12 protein-coding genes are annotated in these 17,686 nt (G+C 60.9%); 9 read left to right on the forward strand and 3 right to left on the reverse strand.

Annotated elements, in window-relative coordinates; translation table 11 throughout:
• Nucleotides 1-200: 200 nt before the first annotated feature.
• The 3 genes from LOY36_RS12325 (at nucleotide 201) to LOY36_RS12335 (ending at nucleotide 4,061) form a co-directional block, all read left to right on the forward strand.
• Entirely contained in the window at nucleotides 201-1,463 is a 1,263-nt protein-coding gene (locus LOY36_RS12325) for a serine hydrolase (RefSeq protein ID WP_258673794.1), read from the forward strand.
• 117 nt (nucleotides 1,464-1,580) lie between these two features.
• The gene (locus LOY36_RS12330; RefSeq protein ID WP_258673795.1) at nucleotides 1,581-2,918 is read left to right on the forward strand and encodes a hypothetical protein; all 1,338 of its coding nucleotides are present in this window, start codon (nucleotides 1,581-1,583) and stop codon (nucleotides 2,916-2,918) included.
• A 39-nt stretch (nucleotides 2,919-2,957) separates the two neighbouring features.
• A complete protein-coding gene (locus LOY36_RS12335) occupies nucleotides 2,958-4,061 on the forward strand; it encodes a polyamine ABC transporter substrate-binding protein (RefSeq protein WP_258673796.1) in 1,104 nt (367 codons plus the stop codon).
• Nucleotides 4,062-4,153: 92 nt separating this feature from the next.
• On the opposite strand, the gene LOY36_RS12340 is transcribed toward LOY36_RS12335, so the two are convergent.
• Nucleotides 4,154-4,765, reverse strand: a complete 612-nt coding sequence (locus tag LOY36_RS12340; protein WP_258673797.1) for a TetR/AcrR family transcriptional regulator — start codon at nucleotides 4,763-4,765, stop codon at nucleotides 4,154-4,156.
• A gap of 218 nt (nucleotides 4,766-4,983) precedes the next feature.
• Nucleotides 4,984-6,759 (reverse strand): sigma-54-dependent Fis family transcriptional regulator, encoded by a 1,776-nt coding sequence (locus LOY36_RS12345; RefSeq protein ID WP_258673798.1) that lies wholly within the window; start codon nucleotides 6,757-6,759, stop codon nucleotides 4,984-4,986.
• A 293-nt stretch (nucleotides 6,760-7,052) separates the two neighbouring features.
• Between LOY36_RS12345 and LOY36_RS12350 the strand changes: the two genes are divergently transcribed.
• The 6 genes from LOY36_RS12350 to LOY36_RS12375 all read left to right on the forward strand — a co-directional run bounded on the left by LOY36_RS12350 (nucleotide 7,053) and on the right by LOY36_RS12375 (nucleotide 16,121).
• Nucleotides 7,053-8,528 carry a benzaldehyde dehydrogenase gene (locus LOY36_RS12350; RefSeq protein WP_258673799.1) on the forward strand — a complete coding sequence of 492 codons (1,476 nt, stop codon included), beginning with the start codon at nucleotides 7,053-7,055 and terminating at the stop codon, nucleotides 8,526-8,528.
• A gap of 71 nt (nucleotides 8,529-8,599) precedes the next feature.
• Nucleotides 8,600-9,367 carry a coniferyl-alcohol dehydrogenase gene (locus LOY36_RS12355; protein WP_258673800.1) on the forward strand — a complete coding sequence of 256 codons (768 nt, stop codon included), beginning with the start codon at nucleotides 8,600-8,602 and terminating at the stop codon, nucleotides 9,365-9,367.
• Nucleotides 9,368-9,446: 79 nt separating this feature from the next.
• On the forward strand, nucleotides 9,447-11,096 hold the full coding sequence (locus tag LOY36_RS12360; protein WP_258673801.1) for a DUF1302 domain-containing protein: 1,650 nt from the start codon (nucleotides 9,447-9,449) through the stop codon (nucleotides 11,094-11,096).
• Nucleotides 11,097-11,111: 15 nt separating this feature from the next.
• Nucleotides 11,112-12,473 carry a DUF1329 domain-containing protein gene (locus LOY36_RS12365; protein ID WP_258673802.1) on the forward strand — a complete coding sequence of 454 codons (1,362 nt, stop codon included), beginning with the start codon at nucleotides 11,112-11,114 and terminating at the stop codon, nucleotides 12,471-12,473.
• A gap of 71 nt (nucleotides 12,474-12,544) precedes the next feature.
• Nucleotides 12,545-13,645 carry a YCF48-related protein gene (locus LOY36_RS12370; RefSeq protein WP_258673804.1) on the forward strand — a complete coding sequence of 367 codons (1,101 nt, stop codon included), beginning with the start codon at nucleotides 12,545-12,547 and terminating at the stop codon, nucleotides 13,643-13,645.
• A 52-nt stretch (nucleotides 13,646-13,697) separates the two neighbouring features.
• Nucleotides 13,698-16,121, forward strand: a complete 2,424-nt coding sequence (locus LOY36_RS12375; RefSeq protein ID WP_258673805.1) for an RND family transporter — start codon at nucleotides 13,698-13,700, stop codon at nucleotides 16,119-16,121.
• 71 nt (nucleotides 16,122-16,192) lie between these two features.
• Here LOY36_RS12375 and mhpT read toward each other — a convergent pair whose 3' ends face one another.
• Entirely contained in the window at nucleotides 16,193-17,419 is a 1,227-nt protein-coding gene (gene mhpT, locus LOY36_RS12380) for a 3-(3-hydroxy-phenyl)propionate transporter MhpT (RefSeq protein WP_258673806.1), read from the reverse strand.
• Between the last annotated feature and the right edge of the window lie 267 nt (nucleotides 17,420-17,686).

The raw sequence follows: 17,686 nt of genomic DNA on the forward strand, positions 1-17,686 counted from the left end.
GGCATTTAGCACCCAATTACCCCACCGGTTGGCAGGGCTGACGCAGGAGTAGCGGGCGCTGAACGCCGTGTTTGCCCCCCATCAAAGCACAGCGCCAAAATATTTTTATCTGATAAATGTTTTATTGACTAAAAAATAATACCGGGTAATTATTTCCCTGCATCTGCTTTCACGCAGAGTCATTTTGCAGGGGAAACCCGATGAGTCAGAACACCGTGCCGTTGCTGGCCAGTCTTTACATCGAGACGAATGAAGCGTCACTCGACAGGCGCTTGGCGCCTTTGTTTATGCAGGGTTTTCCGGCCGAGCCGAAACGCCGCGTCACCTGGAACAACTGGATGCGTCCACCGTTCAATCAGTGGGGGTTCCGCAATCTGGCGCGCCTGCGTCCCTCCATTGATGTGGAGGCGGGTGGCGGACCGGTCAGCGTCTTGAAGGAAGCGCCACAAGCGCTGGATGAACTGCACTTCGACAGTGAATGTGGCTTGAGCGTCAGTGTCATCGATCATCTGGTGGCCAGTCAGACCGACGCCTTTTTGGTGATGCAGGGCGACACCGTGCTGTTCGAGCGTTACTTCAACGGCCAGCGTCCCCGGGACCGGCACGTCATGTTCTCGGTGACCAAGTCGCTGATCGGCACCCTGGGGGAGCAACTGGTCTGCGATGGCATCCTCAATCCGGAGTTGCCGGCGGCGTTTTACGTGCCCGAACTGTTGGGTAGCGCGTTTGGCGATGCCACGGTGCGCCAGCTGTTCGACATGGCCGTGGGCATCGATTACAGCGAAGTCTATGACGATCCCAACTCCGAGAGCTCGCAGTACGGCTATGCCTGCGGTTTCCAGCCGGCACCTGCGCAGTACGCTCAGTTCGAGTCGCTGTATCAGTACCTGCCGTCGCTGAAAAAACGCGGCAGTCACGGCGGCTTTTTCCATTACGTGACCGCCACCACCGAAGCCCTGGCCTGGGTCATGGAGCGCGCTTCGGGCAAGGCTTGCAATCAATTGCTGCAAGACCTCTGGAGCCCGTTGGGGTGTGAGCGCGACGGCTACTTCATGGCCGACCCTTGGGGGCGTAGCGTCGCCGGTGCCGGTTTCAACGCCACCTTGCGCGACATGGCGCGGTTCGGTCGGCTGCTGGCCAACGACGGTCGCCATGATGGGCTGCAGTTGCTGTCGACCGAGACGGTTGCACGCATCGTTGCCGGCTCCGATCCGGCGATCTACGCCAAAAACTCCGAGTTCTCCCAATGGACGCCTGACGCTTCCTACCGCAGCCAGTGGTACGTCTTCAACGACCACAGCCAGGCGATCATGGCCGGTGGTATCCACGGCCAATACTTGTTCGTCGATAAGCCGTCCGGTGTGGTGATCGTCAAACAGTCATCGCTGACCGAGGCTGTCAGCCCGTTCGATGCTGACAGCGTGCGCATGCTGCGTGCCATCGCCGCGCATCTTCGCCACTGAAACGCCCCATAAAGACAAGAAATTTGCGTCCTATTCGCCTGGCTCGGCCAGGTGTTGGCGGCGCTCTGCGCCGCCATTCACTGCCCTGTAACAACAATAATCACACAGGAGCTTCATATGGTTTTCATGACGCGTTTCTCTCGAACGCTCTTAGCGGTCGGCTTACCCCTGACCGCCCAAGTCGCGCTGGCGGGCTACACCTTCGAGGATGGCAACCTCAAGGGTGAGGTCAACTTCACCGCCGGTGGTGCGACCCTTACCACCCGTAACGTCAACTTCGGCAGCGGCCGCGTCGATGCGCGCAGCGGCAAGAATGGCGGTACGAAAATCGACTGGCAGGAGCTCTACGTCAAACCCGGCGTCAAGCTGGAATACGCCCTGCAGCCAGACTTCAGCCTGTTGGCCGGTGGCTCGCTGGTGGCGGCGACCACCTTTGGCGATGGCGATGCCGGCGGCTTCACTCGCAGCTCTGACGGTAAGGTGGCCACCGAAGAACTCTACGGCGGTTTCCGGAGCGGCGAGTGGACGCTGACTGCCGGTCGCCAGAACTACATGATCGGCACTGGCTTCATCGTGATGGACGGTAACCTCGACCAACTCAAGGACGGCGCCTACTGGCTTGGTCCCAGGACTGCCTTCAAGGATTCGGCCATTCTGGCCTGGGATCATGGCGCATTGAAAACCCAGGCCTTCACCTTGCGGGTCGATGACGATCTGGGTGACTTCCGCATGACCGGCGCTAACCTGGACTACAACCTCGACGACCAGGTGACACTGGGGGCCATGGCGATGAAGGTCAATGCGCTGGGGCCCAAGGGCAGTACACTGCCACGACGCCGGGACGGGATGCAGGTGTACAACGTGCGTGCGTTGAAGGCCAAAGTACCGGGCGTGCCGGACCTGACCCTGAATGCCGAATACGCCGTGGAGCGGGGCAGTGGTGAAGGCGTGGATTACGATGCCAACGCCTGGTACGGTCAGGCGGATTACGCCTTCAACACGTTGCCGTTGACCCCGGTGATCGGCTATCGCTACGCCAGTTTTTCCGGCGACGACAACCTCGCCGACAACCGGCAGAAAGCCTGGGAGTCACTGAGCAAGGGCTTCGTCGACTGGAGCACCTGGCTGGTGGGGGATGTCGTCGGCAATTACCTGCTGTTCAACAGCAACGAAAACGTCCAGCAGTTCTCGCTCAAGACCCACCTCAATGAAACGCTGACCCTCGGTGCGATCCACTATCAGTTCTGGCTGGATGAGAAAAACTACATGGGGGCACCCGTCAGCGATCGGCGCTTTGCCGATGAGAGTGTGGTTTTCCTCGACTGGACCCCGACGCCGTCGTTCTATACGTCGCTCTCCTATAACTGGGTCAAGCCGCTGGCCGCCGCCAAGCAAGTGTTCGGCGATGACCAGAAATTCAGCGCGCTGGAACTGTACTTCACCTACCGCTATTAAGTGCCGCGAGCCTTCGCGGCCGCGCAGGAGTGCTTCACCATGAACACGTTTTTGCGTAACACCTTGTTGGGCGCTGTAGTGTCGTTGCTGGCCAGCGGTGTGTGTCTGGCTGAAGAGCGCACGGTGCGGATCTACAACTGGATCGAATATTTGCCACCTGAGATTCTCAAGAGCTTCCAGGAGGAAACGGGCATCCGTCCGATCTACGACGTTTTTGACAGTGTCGAAACCCTGGAGTCCAAACTGCTGACCGGCAATTCCGGGTATGACGTGGTGTACCCGGGCAGCGCCAACCTGAGTCACCTGATCGCCGCCGGTGCCGTCCAGCCCCTGGACCGCAGCCAGCTGCCGAACTGGCAGCACCTGGACCCGGAGTTCATGAAAACCCTGGAAGCTGCCGGTGATACTGGCAACCGCTACGCGGCACCGTACCTGTGGGGCACCACGCTGATCGGCTACAACGTCGACAAGGTTCAGCAAATCCTGGGCGCCAATGTGCAGATGAACACCTGGGACATGATCTTCAAGGAAGAGAACCTCGCCAAGCTGGCCAGTTGCGGTGTCGGTTTCCTCGACGCGGCCAACGAAATCGTGCCCATCGCCTTGCACTACAAGGGCCTCGACCCCAACAGCCAGAAGCGCGAGGACTACCCGCAGGCCCAGGCGGCGATGATGAAGATTCGCCCGCACATCACCTACTTCAACTCCTCACGCTACGGCATGGACCTGGCCAACGGTGACATTTGCGTAGCCGTCGGCTGGTCGGGTGGCGTGGCGCTGGCCAAGCAACTGGCCGATGCGGCCGGCAAGGGCGTCAGGGTGGAGATGGCGTTACCCAAGGAAGGCGCGCCGATGTGGTCGGATGTGATGATGGTGCCGGCCAACGCCCCCCATACCAAAGAGGCCTATGAGTTCATCAACTACATCCTGCGCCCTGACGTCATTGCCCGGATCAGCAACAAGATCGGTTACCCCAATCCGAACAAGGACGCCACTGCACTGGTGAACGCCGAGATCCGTAATAACCCCAACATGTATGTGCCGGACGAAGCGCGCAAAACACTGTTCGCTTTGGAGCCCATGCCGGCAGCCGTGGAGCGGATCCGCACCCGCACCTGGACCACCATCAAGACCAATCGCTGATCATCGTGGCCCGGCGTCGCGACGCCGGGCTCGCCAGCAATGACGCGCCTCGCGCTATAGCCTGCAGCCAGTCTGGGAGGAGGCTGGCGTTCTCAGGCCCGCATTCCGTAAAAGAGCAGCTCGGTGATACGCCTTACCTGGGCGGAGTGTGACTCGATGTCCGGCTGTTCCTGGTTGACCAGCCTGAACAACTGCAGGTGTGAGTAGTCGTTCAACAGGAAGGCGGCCAGGTCAACGTTGAGGTCGGCGCGCAGCTTGCCGGCCTGCTGCAGTTCTCTGAGCAACCCGCTGATTTCAGCCCTGAGTGCATCGTTCATGGCGCGATAGCCTTCGGGCAGTTCGTTGTCGCCGCCAAACAATATCAGTGGCAACAGTTCACGCCAGAGACTGGGATGCATGACTTCCAGGGCGTAACCAGTCAGCAGGCGTTCCAGGTAGCACAGGGCCTCGACCGGATCTTCTATTTCAGGAATCTGGCAGCGGGTGTCCTTGAGTGCGCGCTGGTCGGCGTCGTGCAGGATCTCCAGGATGATTTCCTGCTTGTTGCCGAAGTACTTGAACACGGTAGGCGCCGACACCCCAGCCTGGTTGGCGATCTGTTCGATGGTGGTGTTCTGGAAACCTTGACGCTCGAACAGTTCGATCGCTGCCTTGCTGATGGCTTGGCGTCGTTCGACCTTCTGACGTTCACGCAGTCCGCTCACGGTTGATCCCTTGTCGCGATGAATAAAAGGGGGCGCATGTCGCCCAATCGTCCATGCAAAATACTTAATCGAGTAAAACTTTTAAAGCGCTAATTTCTGTAGTGCGCGTTTATCCCGCAAGCGAAAAGTCTCGTTGGCTGATGGCGAGAGTCCTCAGGCTATATAGTTAATTTCATTAATCTTTTACGCATTGTTCAGCGTGCATTGACCCGCCTGAATCAAGCTGATGCCTGTCGGTATTTTTTCAGTCGATAGGCAAACTGCGCACGACTCAAACCCAGCAGTCGCGCGGCAGCGGCCAGATTGCCCTGGCTTTTTTGCAGCGCTTCATCGATCAGGCGCGACTCCAGCCCTTCAATGGAGAAGCCGTGCTCCAGGCGAGCCAGGGTTTCCAGCAAGGCAGGGCGAGGCTGTGTGCCGGCGGGACTTTGGTCGGTTGCGGCGAGGCTGCCATTGTCGTCCAGCGAGTACGCATCCTGCGGCATGGGTTCGTTGCGAAACAGGTGGACCAGGTCGATGGCTTGGCCGTCTTCGCTGGCGATCAGGCCGCGCTCCACCAGATTCTGCAATTCCCGTACGTTGCCGGGAAAGTCATAGCGCAACAACACCTTGAGTGCGCGCATGGTCAGGCCAGCGGGTTTGCGGCCGTAGGCCTGACAGAAGCGGCGCAGGAACGCGTTGACCAGCAACGGTATGTCGTCGCGACGTTCGCGCAGTGGCGGCAGCACGATGGGGTAGACATTCAACCGGTAGAACAAGTCTTCGCGAAAGTCTCCGGCCGCCACGGCTTTGCGCAGGTCGACATTGGTCGCCGCCACCACCCGGACGTCGACCTTGATTGGCTGGCCACCGCCGATGCGCTCGATCTCCCGCTCCTGCAATGCACGCAGCAACTTGCCCTGACCCGGCAGGCTGAGGCTGGCGATTTCGTCGAGAAACAGAGTGCCGCCCTGGGCGCGCTCGAAGCGTCCGGGGCGCGAATGGGTCGCGCCGGTGTAGGCGCCACGCTCGACACCAAACAGCTCAGCCTCGATCAGATTATCCGGGATGGCGGCGCAGTTGAGCGCCACGAAAGGTGCTTGATGGCGTGGGCTGAACTGATGCAACTGACGGGCGAACAACTCTTTGCCGACCCCGGACTCGCCGCTGAACAACACCGTGGCGGGCGTCGGCGCCACGCGCTGCAAGGCGAGGGTGGCGGCATTGAAGGCCGCGCTGGCGCCAATCGGTTTTGGCCCGCCGGGGTTTTCGCTGTCGTCATCCTGGGGGGCGGGCGCCGGGGCTTGAGGCTGTTTGGGCGCGGCGCTTGAGGGTGAGGCAGTGAGATAACTCAGGTCCTGTTCGACATCGCCCCATTGCTCGGCAGTCTTGCCGATTACCCGGCAGCTCTCATGGCCCATGCCCCGGCATTCGGTTTCGCGGAAGATCACCAGACGGCCAAACAGCCCGCTGACATAACCGATGGCATAGCCCAGTTCGGTCCAGCACACCGGATCCTGGCCGATCCCGTAGGCGGCGATATGTTCGTCGGCCTCACAGGAGTGGTGCCAGAGAAACTCACCTTCATAGAAGCCCGAGTCGGCGTCGAATTTGAAGTGCAGGGGTTCGACCTTGGTCATGCCTTCGAGTGTATGCAGACGCGTGCCGGCCGAGAAAACCGCGGCGGCGTCGGCGTCTGGCCAGCGCTCGCGGATCAGCCGCGCATCGCGCGCGCCGGAGAGATAGCCGGTGCGGGTAAACAGGCCGCGGGTCTGTTCCAGTCCCTGGCGCTCGATAATTTCCCGTCGCAGCGCGCCGAAGGATGAGCTGTGCAATAACAGCATGCGCTGGTCGTTGAGCCAGATACGTCCGTCAACAGGGGAAAAGAACAGGCATTCGGTCAACTCGGCCAGGGTCGGTGAGTTGCCTTCGGCCAGTTGGGTACTGTCGCCTCGGGGCGAGAAATGCTCCTCCTGCATGGCAAGATGTGGAAGCAGCGAATGGGGATTGTTCATTGTTATGCCCCTGAGCGAGTCGACTGATCGAAATGATCAACTAGCAAAACAGTTATTAAACATAACTTTATCATTTGGACAAGTGGCGAGCTGCCGGCTGTACGCCAAGCACCTTGTCCTATTCGCAGACACCCCTCTACAGCCCGCAGGCCAGAGCCTTCGCCACTTGAAATGCGGCGCGACGCAGGAAGTCGGCACAGCCCTTGCTCTAGCGCTTTCACCACGCAGACGCCTTGCATCGTTTTAGCAAGGCCGCGTCAGGCAATGACAAACACAAGAGCCGGGAGACCGAAATGTCGGTAAGTGAACCATCTGATTTTCTGCGGGACGAGCCATGGCGTGAACGCATCTTCAATGGTGACTGGCTACGTCCATTGGGCGGCAGCCATAGCGTCATCGAACCGGCCACCGGTGAGGTGTTGACCATCACCGGTTTGGCCGATGCAGCGGACATCGCGTTTGCCAGCCTGAACGCCGCTCGTGCTCAACCGGCCTGGGCGGCATTGGGGCCACGGGAACGCGCAGAGATCTTTCGTAAAGCTGCCGCACTGGCCCAGCAACACTTTGCCGAACTGGCGTTGTACATCGCCCGGGAAAGTGGCGGCAGCCTGTTCAAGGGTGAACATGAGGTCCGTGAGGCGATCGTGTTGCTGCATCAGGCGGCCGGGCTGCTGTCGCAACCCCATGGTCTGGTTCTGCCGAGCGAAGCGGGGCGCTTGTCCTATGCACGCCGATTGCCCCATGGCGTGGTCGGAGTGATCTCGCCGTTCAACTTCCCCCTGGTGCTGTCCCTGCGGTCGGTGGCGCCGGCACTGGCGGCGGGCAATGCCGTGGTGCTCAAGCCCGATCCGCAGACCCCGGTCAGTGGCGGTTTCATCATTGCCCGGTTGTTCGAGGCGGCCGGTCTGCCCAAGGGCTTGTTGCAGGTGTTGCCGGGTGCGGCGCCAGCCGGAGAAGCGCTGTGCCGCGATCCGCATGTGCGGATGATCGCGTTCACCGGCTCCACCGCAGCGGGGCGCAAAGTCGCGGAGCTGGCTGGCCGTCATCTGAAAAAAGTCGCCCTGGAGTTGGGCGGCAAGAACTCGTTGATCGTGCTCGAAGACGCCGATCTTGAACTGGCGGCCAGCAACGCCGCGTGGGGTGCCTGGCTGCATCAGGGGCAGATTTGCATGGCCACCGGACGCATCCTGGCCCATGAGTCGATTGCACAAGAGCTGATCCGCCGGCTGGCAGAAAAGGCACGGGCAATCACGGTCGGCAATGCCGCTCGCGGCGAGGCGGTGCTGGGGCCGTTGATCAACAAGCACCAGTTGTTGCGAGTGCATGAAATCGTCACGGAGAGCGTGACGGCCGGGGCAACGCTGGAAGCCGGCGGCGAGTTTGAGCGGCTCTTCTACCAACCCACGGTGCTTTCCGGTGTGCGCCCTGGCATGCGCGCGTTCGACGAGGAAATCTTCGGCCCGGTGGCCACGGTGGTGAGTTTTGCCAGCGACGATGAGGCCATCGACCTGGCCAACCGCACCGAGTATGGCTTGTCCGCGGGGATCATTTCGCCTTCGGTCGGGCACGCGATGGCGATGGGCGAGCAACTTAACTGCGGTCTGCTGCACATCAACGACCAGACAGTGGCCGACGAATGCATCAACCCCTTCGGCGGACGCGGCAGCTCAGGCAATGCCGGCAGTGTTGGCGGCCCGGCCGACTGGGATGAATACACCCAATGGCAATGGGTGACGGTCAAGGATAAGGCGCCGCGTTACCCGTTCTGACGGGCCGGTTTTGCCGGGCCGACAAGGCAGGTCGGCTCACCGAGTACACAAAAATAATAAGAGGACTCAACATGAAACTCGACAACAAGATTGTGCTGGTGACTGGCGTCTCTTCGGGTATCGGCGCGGCCACGGCAAGCCTGCTGCGCAGCCACGGCGCCCACGTGATTGGCGTGGACCTGAAGGCGCCGCACATGACCCTGGACGGTTTTGTTCAGGGCGATCTGAGCAGTGCCGAGAACATTGACCGGTTGCTGGCGCAGCTACCGGCACGGATCGACAGCCTGTGCAATATCGCCGGGGTACCGGGCACTGCAAACCCGCAACTGCTGGCGCGGGTCAACTACCTGGGATTGCGCCACTTGAGCAGCGCGTTGCTGCCACGCATCAACGCAGGCGGCAGCATCGTCAATATCGCCTCGATCCTCGGCGCCGAGTGGCCGTTACGTCTGGAACAGCACAAGGCACTGGCGCGCATCGAAGGTTTCGCCGCCGGGCAGGCCTGGCTGGCCGAGCACCCGGTACCGGACGAGACCTGCTACCAGTATTTCAAGGAAGCCTTGATCGTCTGGAATTACCTGCAGGCCCAACCCTGGTTTCTCGAACATTCGGTGCGCATGAACAGCGTGGCGCCAGGTCCGGTTTTCACGCCAATCCTCGGCAACTTCGTGAGCATGCTCGGTGAGGCCCGAACCCAGGCCGATGCCCATCGCATGAAACGCCCCGGTTATGCCGATGAGGTGGCGGCGGTGATCGCTTTCCTGTGTGCCGACGAGTCGCGCTGGATCAACGGCGTCAACCTGGCCGTCGATGGCGGATTGGCCTCCACCTACATCTGAAATGCACACCTGTAGACAGCGGCGCAAGCCACTACCTGTGGCGAAGCCATGCCAAAAATAAAAATAATGAGGAGCGTCCATGGACAACGTTAAACGTTGCTTTCGTTTCAAGCATTGCGCCCTGTTTCTGGCGTTATGCAGCGCCGGTGTGATGGTCGAGAGGGTCGAGGCCATGCAAATGGACCTTGGTGATTCCGACTGGAAACTGCGTTGGGACAACACCATCAAGTACAGCCAGGCCTGGCGTCTTCAGGGGCAGGACAGCCGATTGGTCAACGCACCGACCGCCAACGGCCTGTATCCCTCGATCCAGAGTCAGGGCGATAAAAACTTCAGCAGTGGCCTGGTCTCCAATCGTCTGGACCTGTTTTCCGAAATGGACCTCAGCCGGCAAAACTATGGCCTGCGCGTGAGCGGCGCAGCCTGGTACGACGATATCTACAACAAGGACACCGACAGCAGCGAGCAAACGCATTTCCTCAGCGAAACCCGCAAGCTCCACGGTCGCGATGCGGAAATTCTCGACGCCTTCGTGTTCCTGCGCGGTGACCTCGGCGAAGACTCCCAAGGCGTGGTGCGTCTGGGCCGACACAGCCTGATCTACGGCGAAAGCCTGTTCTACGGTGGCAACGGCATCGCCAATGCCCAAGGCCCGACCGATGTGGTCAAGTTGCTCAGCGTGCCGGGGACCCAGTTCAAGGAGATCCTGCGTCCGGTCAATCAGATCTCAGGGCAGTTGCAGATCAACCCACAGTTGTCGGTGGGCGCTTACTACCAGTTCGAGTGGGAACGTTCCAATGTGCCCGGTGCCGGCAGCTACCTGAGCGATATCGATGCCATCGGTTACGGCAGCGGTTCACTGCGCGAAGTGTTCGGCAACGACACGGTGAATGGCGGCGATTTGAAACCGCGAAATTCGGGGCAGGGCGGTATGCAGATCCGCTTCAAGCCGACCGGCACCGAGCTGGAACTGGGTTTCTACGCTGCGCAGTATCACGACAAAACCCCGACCGGCCTGTACGCCTACCTCGACGGTACGGCCGCTGCGGCCACCGGATTGCCGATCCTGAGTTCCTATCGTCAGGTCTACGCCGAAGACATCAAGACTGCCGGCGTCAGCTTCTCCACCGCTTACGGACCGTTCAACTTTGCCGGTGAAACCTCCGTGCGCTGGAACGCGCCGCTGGTGAGCAATCTACAAGTGGTGACCCCTGGCATGGAGGCCGATGGCGACGATAACTCACTGTTTGCCAGGGGCAAAACCGCTCACGCCAACCTGTCGGCGATTTACCTGTTATCGCCAACCGCATTTTGGGACGGCGGCTCGGCGCTGGCCGAGCTGGCCTGGAACCGCACCCTGAGCGTGACCGAGAACGCCGCCGCGCTGGATGCCAACACCACCCGCGATGCCACGGCGCTGCGGGTATTGGTGGAGCCGGCGTACTTCCAGATTGTCGACGGGATCGACCTGACCGTGCCGATCGGCATGGGTGTGGTACTCGATGGGCGCTCTTCGGCGGTCAACAAATCGGGCTTCGGCAATACCCATTCCGGCGACTGGAGTGTCGGGCTCAAGGCCACCTACCTGCAGCGCTGGGATGTCGGCCTGAACTACGTGAACTTCTTCGGTGCCCCAAAAGCCGGGCTGCGCGAGGACGGCAATTTCAGTTACGGGCAGTCGTTGGCCGACCGCGACTTCGTCTCGCTCTACGTGAAAACCTCATTCTAATAAGGTGGATTCGCCATGCAGAACAAAGCATTTCTCAACACTTGCGTCCTCACCCTGGCCCTTGCCGGCATGAGCCTGGCGCAGGCAGCGGTGTCGCCTGAGCAGGCTGCACGTTTGAAGACTGAACTGACACCCCTTGGCGGCGAGCGCGCCGGCAATGCCGATGGCAGCATCCCGGCCTGGCAGGGCGGTTACACCAAGGTCGCGCCTGGCTACAAGCCAGGTGACAAACGTCCCGATCCATTCACCGGCGAGAAGCCGTTGTATTCGATCAAGGCCTCGAACATGGAGCAGTACGCGAGCGTACTGGCTGAAGGCACCAAGCTGCTGCTGAAGAAATACCCGGACTATCGCCTGGACGTGTATCCGACCCATCGCTCGGCGGCAGCCCCACAATGGGTGTATGACAACACCGGCAAGAATGCCACCCGCGCCACGCTGGACGTGGCGAGCGAGAAAGTCGCCGGCGCCTATGGCGGCATTCCGTTCCCGATCCCGGAAAACGGTACGCAAGTGCTGTGGAACTATCGGTTGTCCTGGCAGGGCGGCGACACCATCAGTTCGCCTTTCGATACCTGGCTGATGACCGCCGGCGGCAAGAAAGTCCAGGCGACCCGCGCCCAGTACACCTACCAGTTTCCCTACTACGTCGAAGGCGGCAGCCTGGAAAACTTTTCCGGCAAGTACCTGGTGGGCAAGCTGCTGACCGAGTTGCCGTCGTCCAAGGCCGGCGAAGGCCTGATGACCCATTGGGACCTGGACCCGGCCAACCGTGCGGCCTGGCAGTATCTGGTCGGCCAGCGCCGGGTGCGTCGGGCGCCGAACATCGCCTACGACACCCCGGACTTCGTGACCTCGGGGGTCGGTCTGTTCGACGAAGCGTTCATGCTGTTCGGGCCTACCGATCGCTATGACCTCAAGCTGATGGGCAAGAAAGAACTGATCGTCGCCTACAACAATAACCGCGCCGCCCTGGCCAAGAGCGACGACCTGGTCAAACAGAACTTCCTCAATCCTGACTTGGTGCGTTGGGAGAAACATCGGGTCTGGGTGGTCGAGGCCACGCTCAAGTCCGGCAAGCGCCATGTGGTGCCGCGTCGGACTTACTACATCGACGAAGACTCCTGGCAGATCCTGATGGCCGATGGGTATGACGCCCAGGGCAAGCTCGGACGGCAGATGTATTCGCTGACGCTGCTGGCGCCGGACCTGCCGGCCCTCACCGCGCAGGTCATGTGGGGCAGCTACAACCTCGACACCGGGGCTTACTTTCTCAACTCCTCGAGCAACGATCTGGCGGTCCAGTACCAGAAAGTCGCGAAACCTTCGGCGTCCTATTTCACGCCGGATGCCATGGCCAACGAAAACATGCGTTGAACCTGAGGGAGGCCGCGGCGGGTGAGGGTGCACGCTGCGGTCGCCTGTGACTTTGCGAGTGGGATAAAGACATGATGGGGCAAAAACGCTATGCGGGCTTCGGCCTGCGCCGGGGCGCCTGCGTCCTGGCATTGGGTTTGATGGCGTGTGCGTTCAACGCCCAGGCGAGCACGTTTGCAGTACTGCAGCAGCCGGCACTGTCGACCGCCAAGGCCCAGCGCGCGGCATTGCTCGGGCTGACCCGGGCCGGTGAGCGGCTAGTGGCGGTCGGCGAGCGCGGGATTGTGCTGCTCTCGGATGACGCTGGAATCAATTGGCGCCAGGCCAGTGTGCCGGTCAGCGTCAGCCTGACGGCGGTGCAATTCGTCGATGCCGAGCAGGGTTGGGCAGTCGGTCATCTGGGCGTGGTGTTGCACACCGAGGACGGCGGTGAAACCTGGCACAAGCAACTCGACGGTGAGCGTGCCGCCTCGCTGGCGGTGCAGGCCGCTGAGCGCGAAGCCAATCAATCGGGCGGCGCCGGCAACCTGGCGCAGGCCCGGCAGATGCTCGACGACGGACCGGATAAACCGTTTCTCGACCTGTACTTCAGTGACCGCCTGCACGGCTACGTCGTTGGCGCCTACAACCAGATCTACCGTACCGACGACGGCGGGCGAAGCTGGCAGCCGTGGATGCGGCATGTGGACAATCCGCAGGGCCTGAACCTGTATGGCATCCGCGTCTCGGGCAACGATCTGCTGCTGGTGGGGGAGCGCGGTTTGCTGTTGCGTTCGACCGATGCCGGGCATTCATTCCAGGCCTTGAAGTCACCTTATGAAGGCAGCTTTTTCGGCTTGCTCGGCACTCGCGGTGGCGCCTTGATTGCCTACGGTTTGCGCGGTAACGCCTGGTGGTCCGATGACCGTGGCGGCAGTTGGCGACGCCTCGACACTGGCATCGAATCAACACTGGCGAGCGCCATCGAACTGCGCGATGGCAGCCTGCTGTTGGCCAGCCAGGGCGGCGAACTTTTATTCAGCCATGACCAGGGTCGTAGCTTCGACAAACGCCAGAGCCGCAGCGGCGGGACTGTCGCGGCCGTGCAACAGGCGGCCGATGGCAGTCTGGCCAGCGTCGGTTTGAGCGGTGTGGCCGCTGACCAGGATCCACGAGCCTCTGGCAAACCTTGAATCTTCACGGTGTAGCGCTATCGGGCCACGGCCCGTGCAACAGGAGTCAGACTTGAAAGACGACAAAACCCAAACCGTGATCGGCCGCCTGGAAGAGTTTGACCAGGCGTCGGGCAACTTCGCCGAGCGAGCGATCTTCAACCATCGACCGCTGGTGATCCTGCTGTGTCTGCTGGTGACGCTGGTGCTCGGCTGGCAAGCCACGCGCATCGGCATCAATGCCAGTTATGAGAAGACCATTCCCACGGGGCATCCCTATGTCGCCAACTTTCTGCAGAATCGCAGTGAGTTGAGCGGCCTGGGCAACTCGCTGCGGATCGCCGTGGAGGTCAAACAGGGCAGCATTTTCACCAAGGATTACCTCGACACCCTGGCCAGGCTCAACGACGAGCTCTATCTGCTGCCGGGTGTCGACCGGCCCTACATGAAATCGTTATGGACCCCGACCACGCGCTGGACCGCCGTGACCGAGGAGGGGCTCGATGGCGGCACCGTGATCCCCGACGACTACGATGGCTCGGCGGCCAGTATCGAACAGGTGCGAACCAACGTCGCGCGTTCCGGTGAGGTCGGTCAATTGGTGGCCGGCAACTTCAAGTCCAGCGTGATCTTCGTGCCGTTGCTGGACATCAGTCCGCAGACCGGCAAGGCCCTGGACTACGGCGAGTTTTCCCGGCAACTGGAAGCCCTGCGGGACAAGTACCAGAGCGATGACCTGCGGATTCACATCACCGGTTTCACCAAAATCGTCGGCGACCTGATCGAGGGGCTGACCCAGGTCTTGCTGTTCTTCGTGATGGCGGTGCTGGTGACCGTGGTGGTGCTGTTTGGCTACACCCGTTGCGCACGCAGCACGCTGGTGGTGGTGACGTGTTCGCTGGTGGCAGTGCTCTGGCAGTTGGGTCTGCTCGCCATCCTCGGTTATGAGTTGGACCCCTACTCGGCACTGGTGCCGTTTCTGGTGTTCGCCATTGGCATGAGCCATGGCGCGCAGAAGATGAACGGCATCATGCAGGACGTCGGTCGGGGCACCCACCGGGTGGTGGCGGCGCGTTATACCTTCCGCCGACTGTTCGCAGCCGGCATGACCGCGTTGCTCTGTGATGCGGTGGGCTTCGCGGTGTTGCTGCTGATCAATATCCGGGTGATTCAGGATCTGGCGATCACCGCCAGTCTCGGTGTGGCGGTGCTGATCTTCACCAACCTGATTCTGTTGCCGATCCTGCTCAGCTATATCGGTGTCAGCCCGGCAGCGGCGCAACGCAGCCTGAGTTCGGAAAACGCCGAATTGCAGGCGCAGATCAAGCATCCGTTGTGGCGCGTGCTCGATTTGTTCACCCAACGGCGCTGGGCCATGGGCGCCATGCTGGGCGGTCTGCTGTTGGCAGCGTTCGGTTTTGCCGTGAGCCTGCACTTGAAGATCGGCGATCTCGATCCCGGCGCTCCGGAGTTGCGGGCTGACTCGCGCTACAACCGCGACGCGCTGTTCATGACCCAGAACTATGCGGCCAGCTCGGATATTTTCGTGGTCATGATCAAGACTCCGGAAGATCAGTGCACCCGCTACGCGAGTCTGTCGGCAGTGGATGCGTTGGCCTGGCGGCTGGAGCAATTGCCAGGCGTGGAGTCGACCACCTCGATGGCGGCGCTGAGCAAGATCGCCACGGCCGGTTACAACGAAGGCAACTTCAAATGGTATGAGCTGATCCCCAATGACGGTGCGCTGGGAGCCGTGCAAACCCGTGCACCACGGGAGCTGTTCAATCAGGGCTGCTCGATGTTGTCGCTGTACGTTTACCTGGCCGATCACAAGGCCGATACCCTGAATCGGGTGGTGGAGGCCAGCGAAAAATTCATCAGCGAGCATCAGGTGCCAGAGGTCAAATTCATGCTCGCCGCCGGCAGCGCCGGGATCGAAGCCGCGACCAATATCGTGGTGAAAAAATCCATGCGCGAGATGCTGTTCTGGGTCTACGGCGCGGTCAGCCTGTTGTGCCTGCTGACCTTCCGCAGCTGGCGCGCAACCCTTTGCGCGATGCTGCCGCTGATGCTCACCTCGATTCTGTGCGAGGCGCTGATGGTGGGGCTGGGCATGGGGGTCAAAGTCGCGACCCTGCCGGTAATCGCATTGGGCGTGGGCATTGGCATCGACTACGCGCTGTATGTCTTGAGTGTGATCCTGGCTCGAATGCGTGCCGGCGACACCTTGGCCCAGGCGTATTACCAGGCGCTGCTGTTCACCGGCAAAGTGGTGTTGCTGACCGGCATGACCCTGGCGGTTGCAGTGTCGACCTGGGCGTTCTCACCGATCAAGTTCCAGGCCGACATGGGAATTCTGCTGGCGTTCATGTTCCTGGTGAACATGCTCGGTGCCTTGATCCTGTTGCCGGCCTTGGCCTGGCTGCTGCTGCCGCAGAAGGTCTTCGCAAAAAAGCCTGAAGCGAGCCGGCATGGGCAGTTGGTCAAGGAGAGCTGAAGGACAGGGGTACACCGTCTGTAGCAGCTGCCGAGCTTGCGAGGCTGCTGCTACAAAGATGTGTACCCCGGTCAGGTTTTATCCGCGACCGGGTTCGCCGTACGTAACTGTGGCTCGGCCGAACGGGCAATCACGCTGATGATCGCCAGTGCGGCAATCAGCAGCCCAGGTGAGGTCGCCAGCAAAACTCCGGTGGTGCCGGCCCCGGCCGCCAGAATCTGCCCCGCGGCCAACGGCCCGGCCACCGATCCGAGGCGACCGATCGCCACCGCTGCGCCAACACCGGTGGCGCGCACCGAGGTCGGGTACGACGGCGGTGCCAGGGCGTAAAGTACCAGCTGCGCGGCCATCACAAATAACCCGGCGGAAAAACCGGCGATAGCCATGGGGACGATGCCCACCGACAGGCCGACCCCGGCCAGCGCCGCCAGCAACCCGGCGTAGACAAACAGCACCACTTTGATGCCGTTGCAGCGATCCAGCAGCAGCCCGCCGAGCAGGGAACCGAGGGCGCCGCCGATGTTGAACAGCATCTGCACCAGGCCAGCCTGGGGTTTGCTGAAACCCTGTTCCAGCAACAGCGATGGCAGCCAGTTGAGCAGCATGTACATCACGGTTAGGGTGAAGAAGTAACTCAGCCACAACGCCAGGGTGACGCGGGTCCGGTCTTCGCCGAACAGCGCTTGGCCGGTTGAGGCGCGCGCCACGTTGACGCTGCCTTGTTGCTGGCGAAAGGCGCTGGACTCAGGCAGCAGCAGGACCATCAACGGCACCACCAGCAGGGGCACGAGCCCCCCGATGATGAAGGTCATCTGCCAATGCTCGGCAAACAGCATGGCGACCACCGCCGCCAGTGCGCCGCCCAACGGCACGCCGGCATACATGATGCTGATCGCGGTGCCGCGACGTTGCTCACCCACGGCTTCGGCACACAGCGCGATCAGGTTGGGCAGGGCGGCACCCAGGCCCAGGCCCGTCATGAAGCGCGCCAGCAGCAGGCCGGAAAAACTGCTGACATAGGCCGTGTTGAGGGAGAACACGCCGAACAGCAGCACCGCGCCGATGAGGATTTTCTTGCGGCCGATGCGATCGGCGATCCAGCCGCCGAAGAAGGCGCCCGGCAGCAAACCGATGATGCCGGCGCTGAATACCCAACCCATCATTTTCGGGTCCAGGGCAAAGGTCTGGCGCAGGCCTGCGGCGGCAGTGCCAGCGGCTTGCAGGTCGAAGCCTTCGATCAGTGCAACGATAAAACACAGGGCGATGGTCAGCGTCGTGCGACGTGATGGGGTGTCCATGGCGAACCTCATTATTGTTTTTGTTGGGGCTTACGGGGGAACGCGAGCCTGATTGCTGTAGGCGATAGCAGGCTGAAATTAAGATTAACAAAGATAACTAAAAAATGAATGACCAAGGTTTTTTACTGAAAAATGCCATTAATTTCATTTAAATCAATGTGATGACATAGGGTTGGTGATGTATTTAAAAAATAGATAATAATATTAATGTTCGATTATCGGTCATTGCGGATTGACTCCACTCTCAGGCGTTTCCATTCTCTGACC

Origin of the sequence: Pseudomonas sp. B21-019, from assembly GCF_024749225.1 — a bacterium.
Taxonomy (GTDB): Bacteria; Pseudomonadota; Gammaproteobacteria; order Pseudomonadales; family Pseudomonadaceae; genus Aquipseudomonas.

Bases quoted from the DNA above. Each gene is read 5' to 3' on its own strand.
- LOY36_RS12325 (WP_258673794.1), top strand. From the start codon at position 201: ATGAGTCAGAACACCGTGCCGTTGCTGGCCAGTCTTTACATCGAGACG.
- LOY36_RS12360 (WP_258673801.1), top strand. From the start codon at position 9,447: ATGGACAACGTTAAACGTTGCTTTCGTTTCAAGCATTGCGCCCTGTTT.
- LOY36_RS12350 (WP_258673799.1), top strand. From the start codon at position 7,053: ATGTCGGTAAGTGAACCATCTGATTTTCTGCGGGACGAGCCATGGCGT.
- mhpT (WP_258673806.1), bottom strand. From the start codon at position 17,419: ATGGACACCCCATCACGTCGCACGACGCTGACCATCGCCCTGTGTTTT.
- LOY36_RS12365 (WP_258673802.1), top strand. From the start codon at position 11,112: ATGCAGAACAAAGCATTTCTCAACACTTGCGTCCTCACCCTGGCCCTT.
- LOY36_RS12335 (WP_258673796.1), top strand. From the start codon at position 2,958: ATGAACACGTTTTTGCGTAACACCTTGTTGGGCGCTGTAGTGTCGTTG.
- LOY36_RS12330 (WP_258673795.1), top strand. From the start codon at position 1,581: ATGGTTTTCATGACGCGTTTCTCTCGAACGCTCTTAGCGGTCGGCTTA.
- LOY36_RS12345 (WP_258673798.1), bottom strand. From the start codon at position 6,759: ATGAACAATCCCCATTCGCTGCTTCCACATCTTGCCATGCAGGAGGAG.
- LOY36_RS12355 (WP_258673800.1), top strand. From the start codon at position 8,600: ATGAAACTCGACAACAAGATTGTGCTGGTGACTGGCGTCTCTTCGGGT.
- LOY36_RS12370 (WP_258673804.1), top strand. From the start codon at position 12,545: ATGATGGGGCAAAAACGCTATGCGGGCTTCGGCCTGCGCCGGGGCGCC.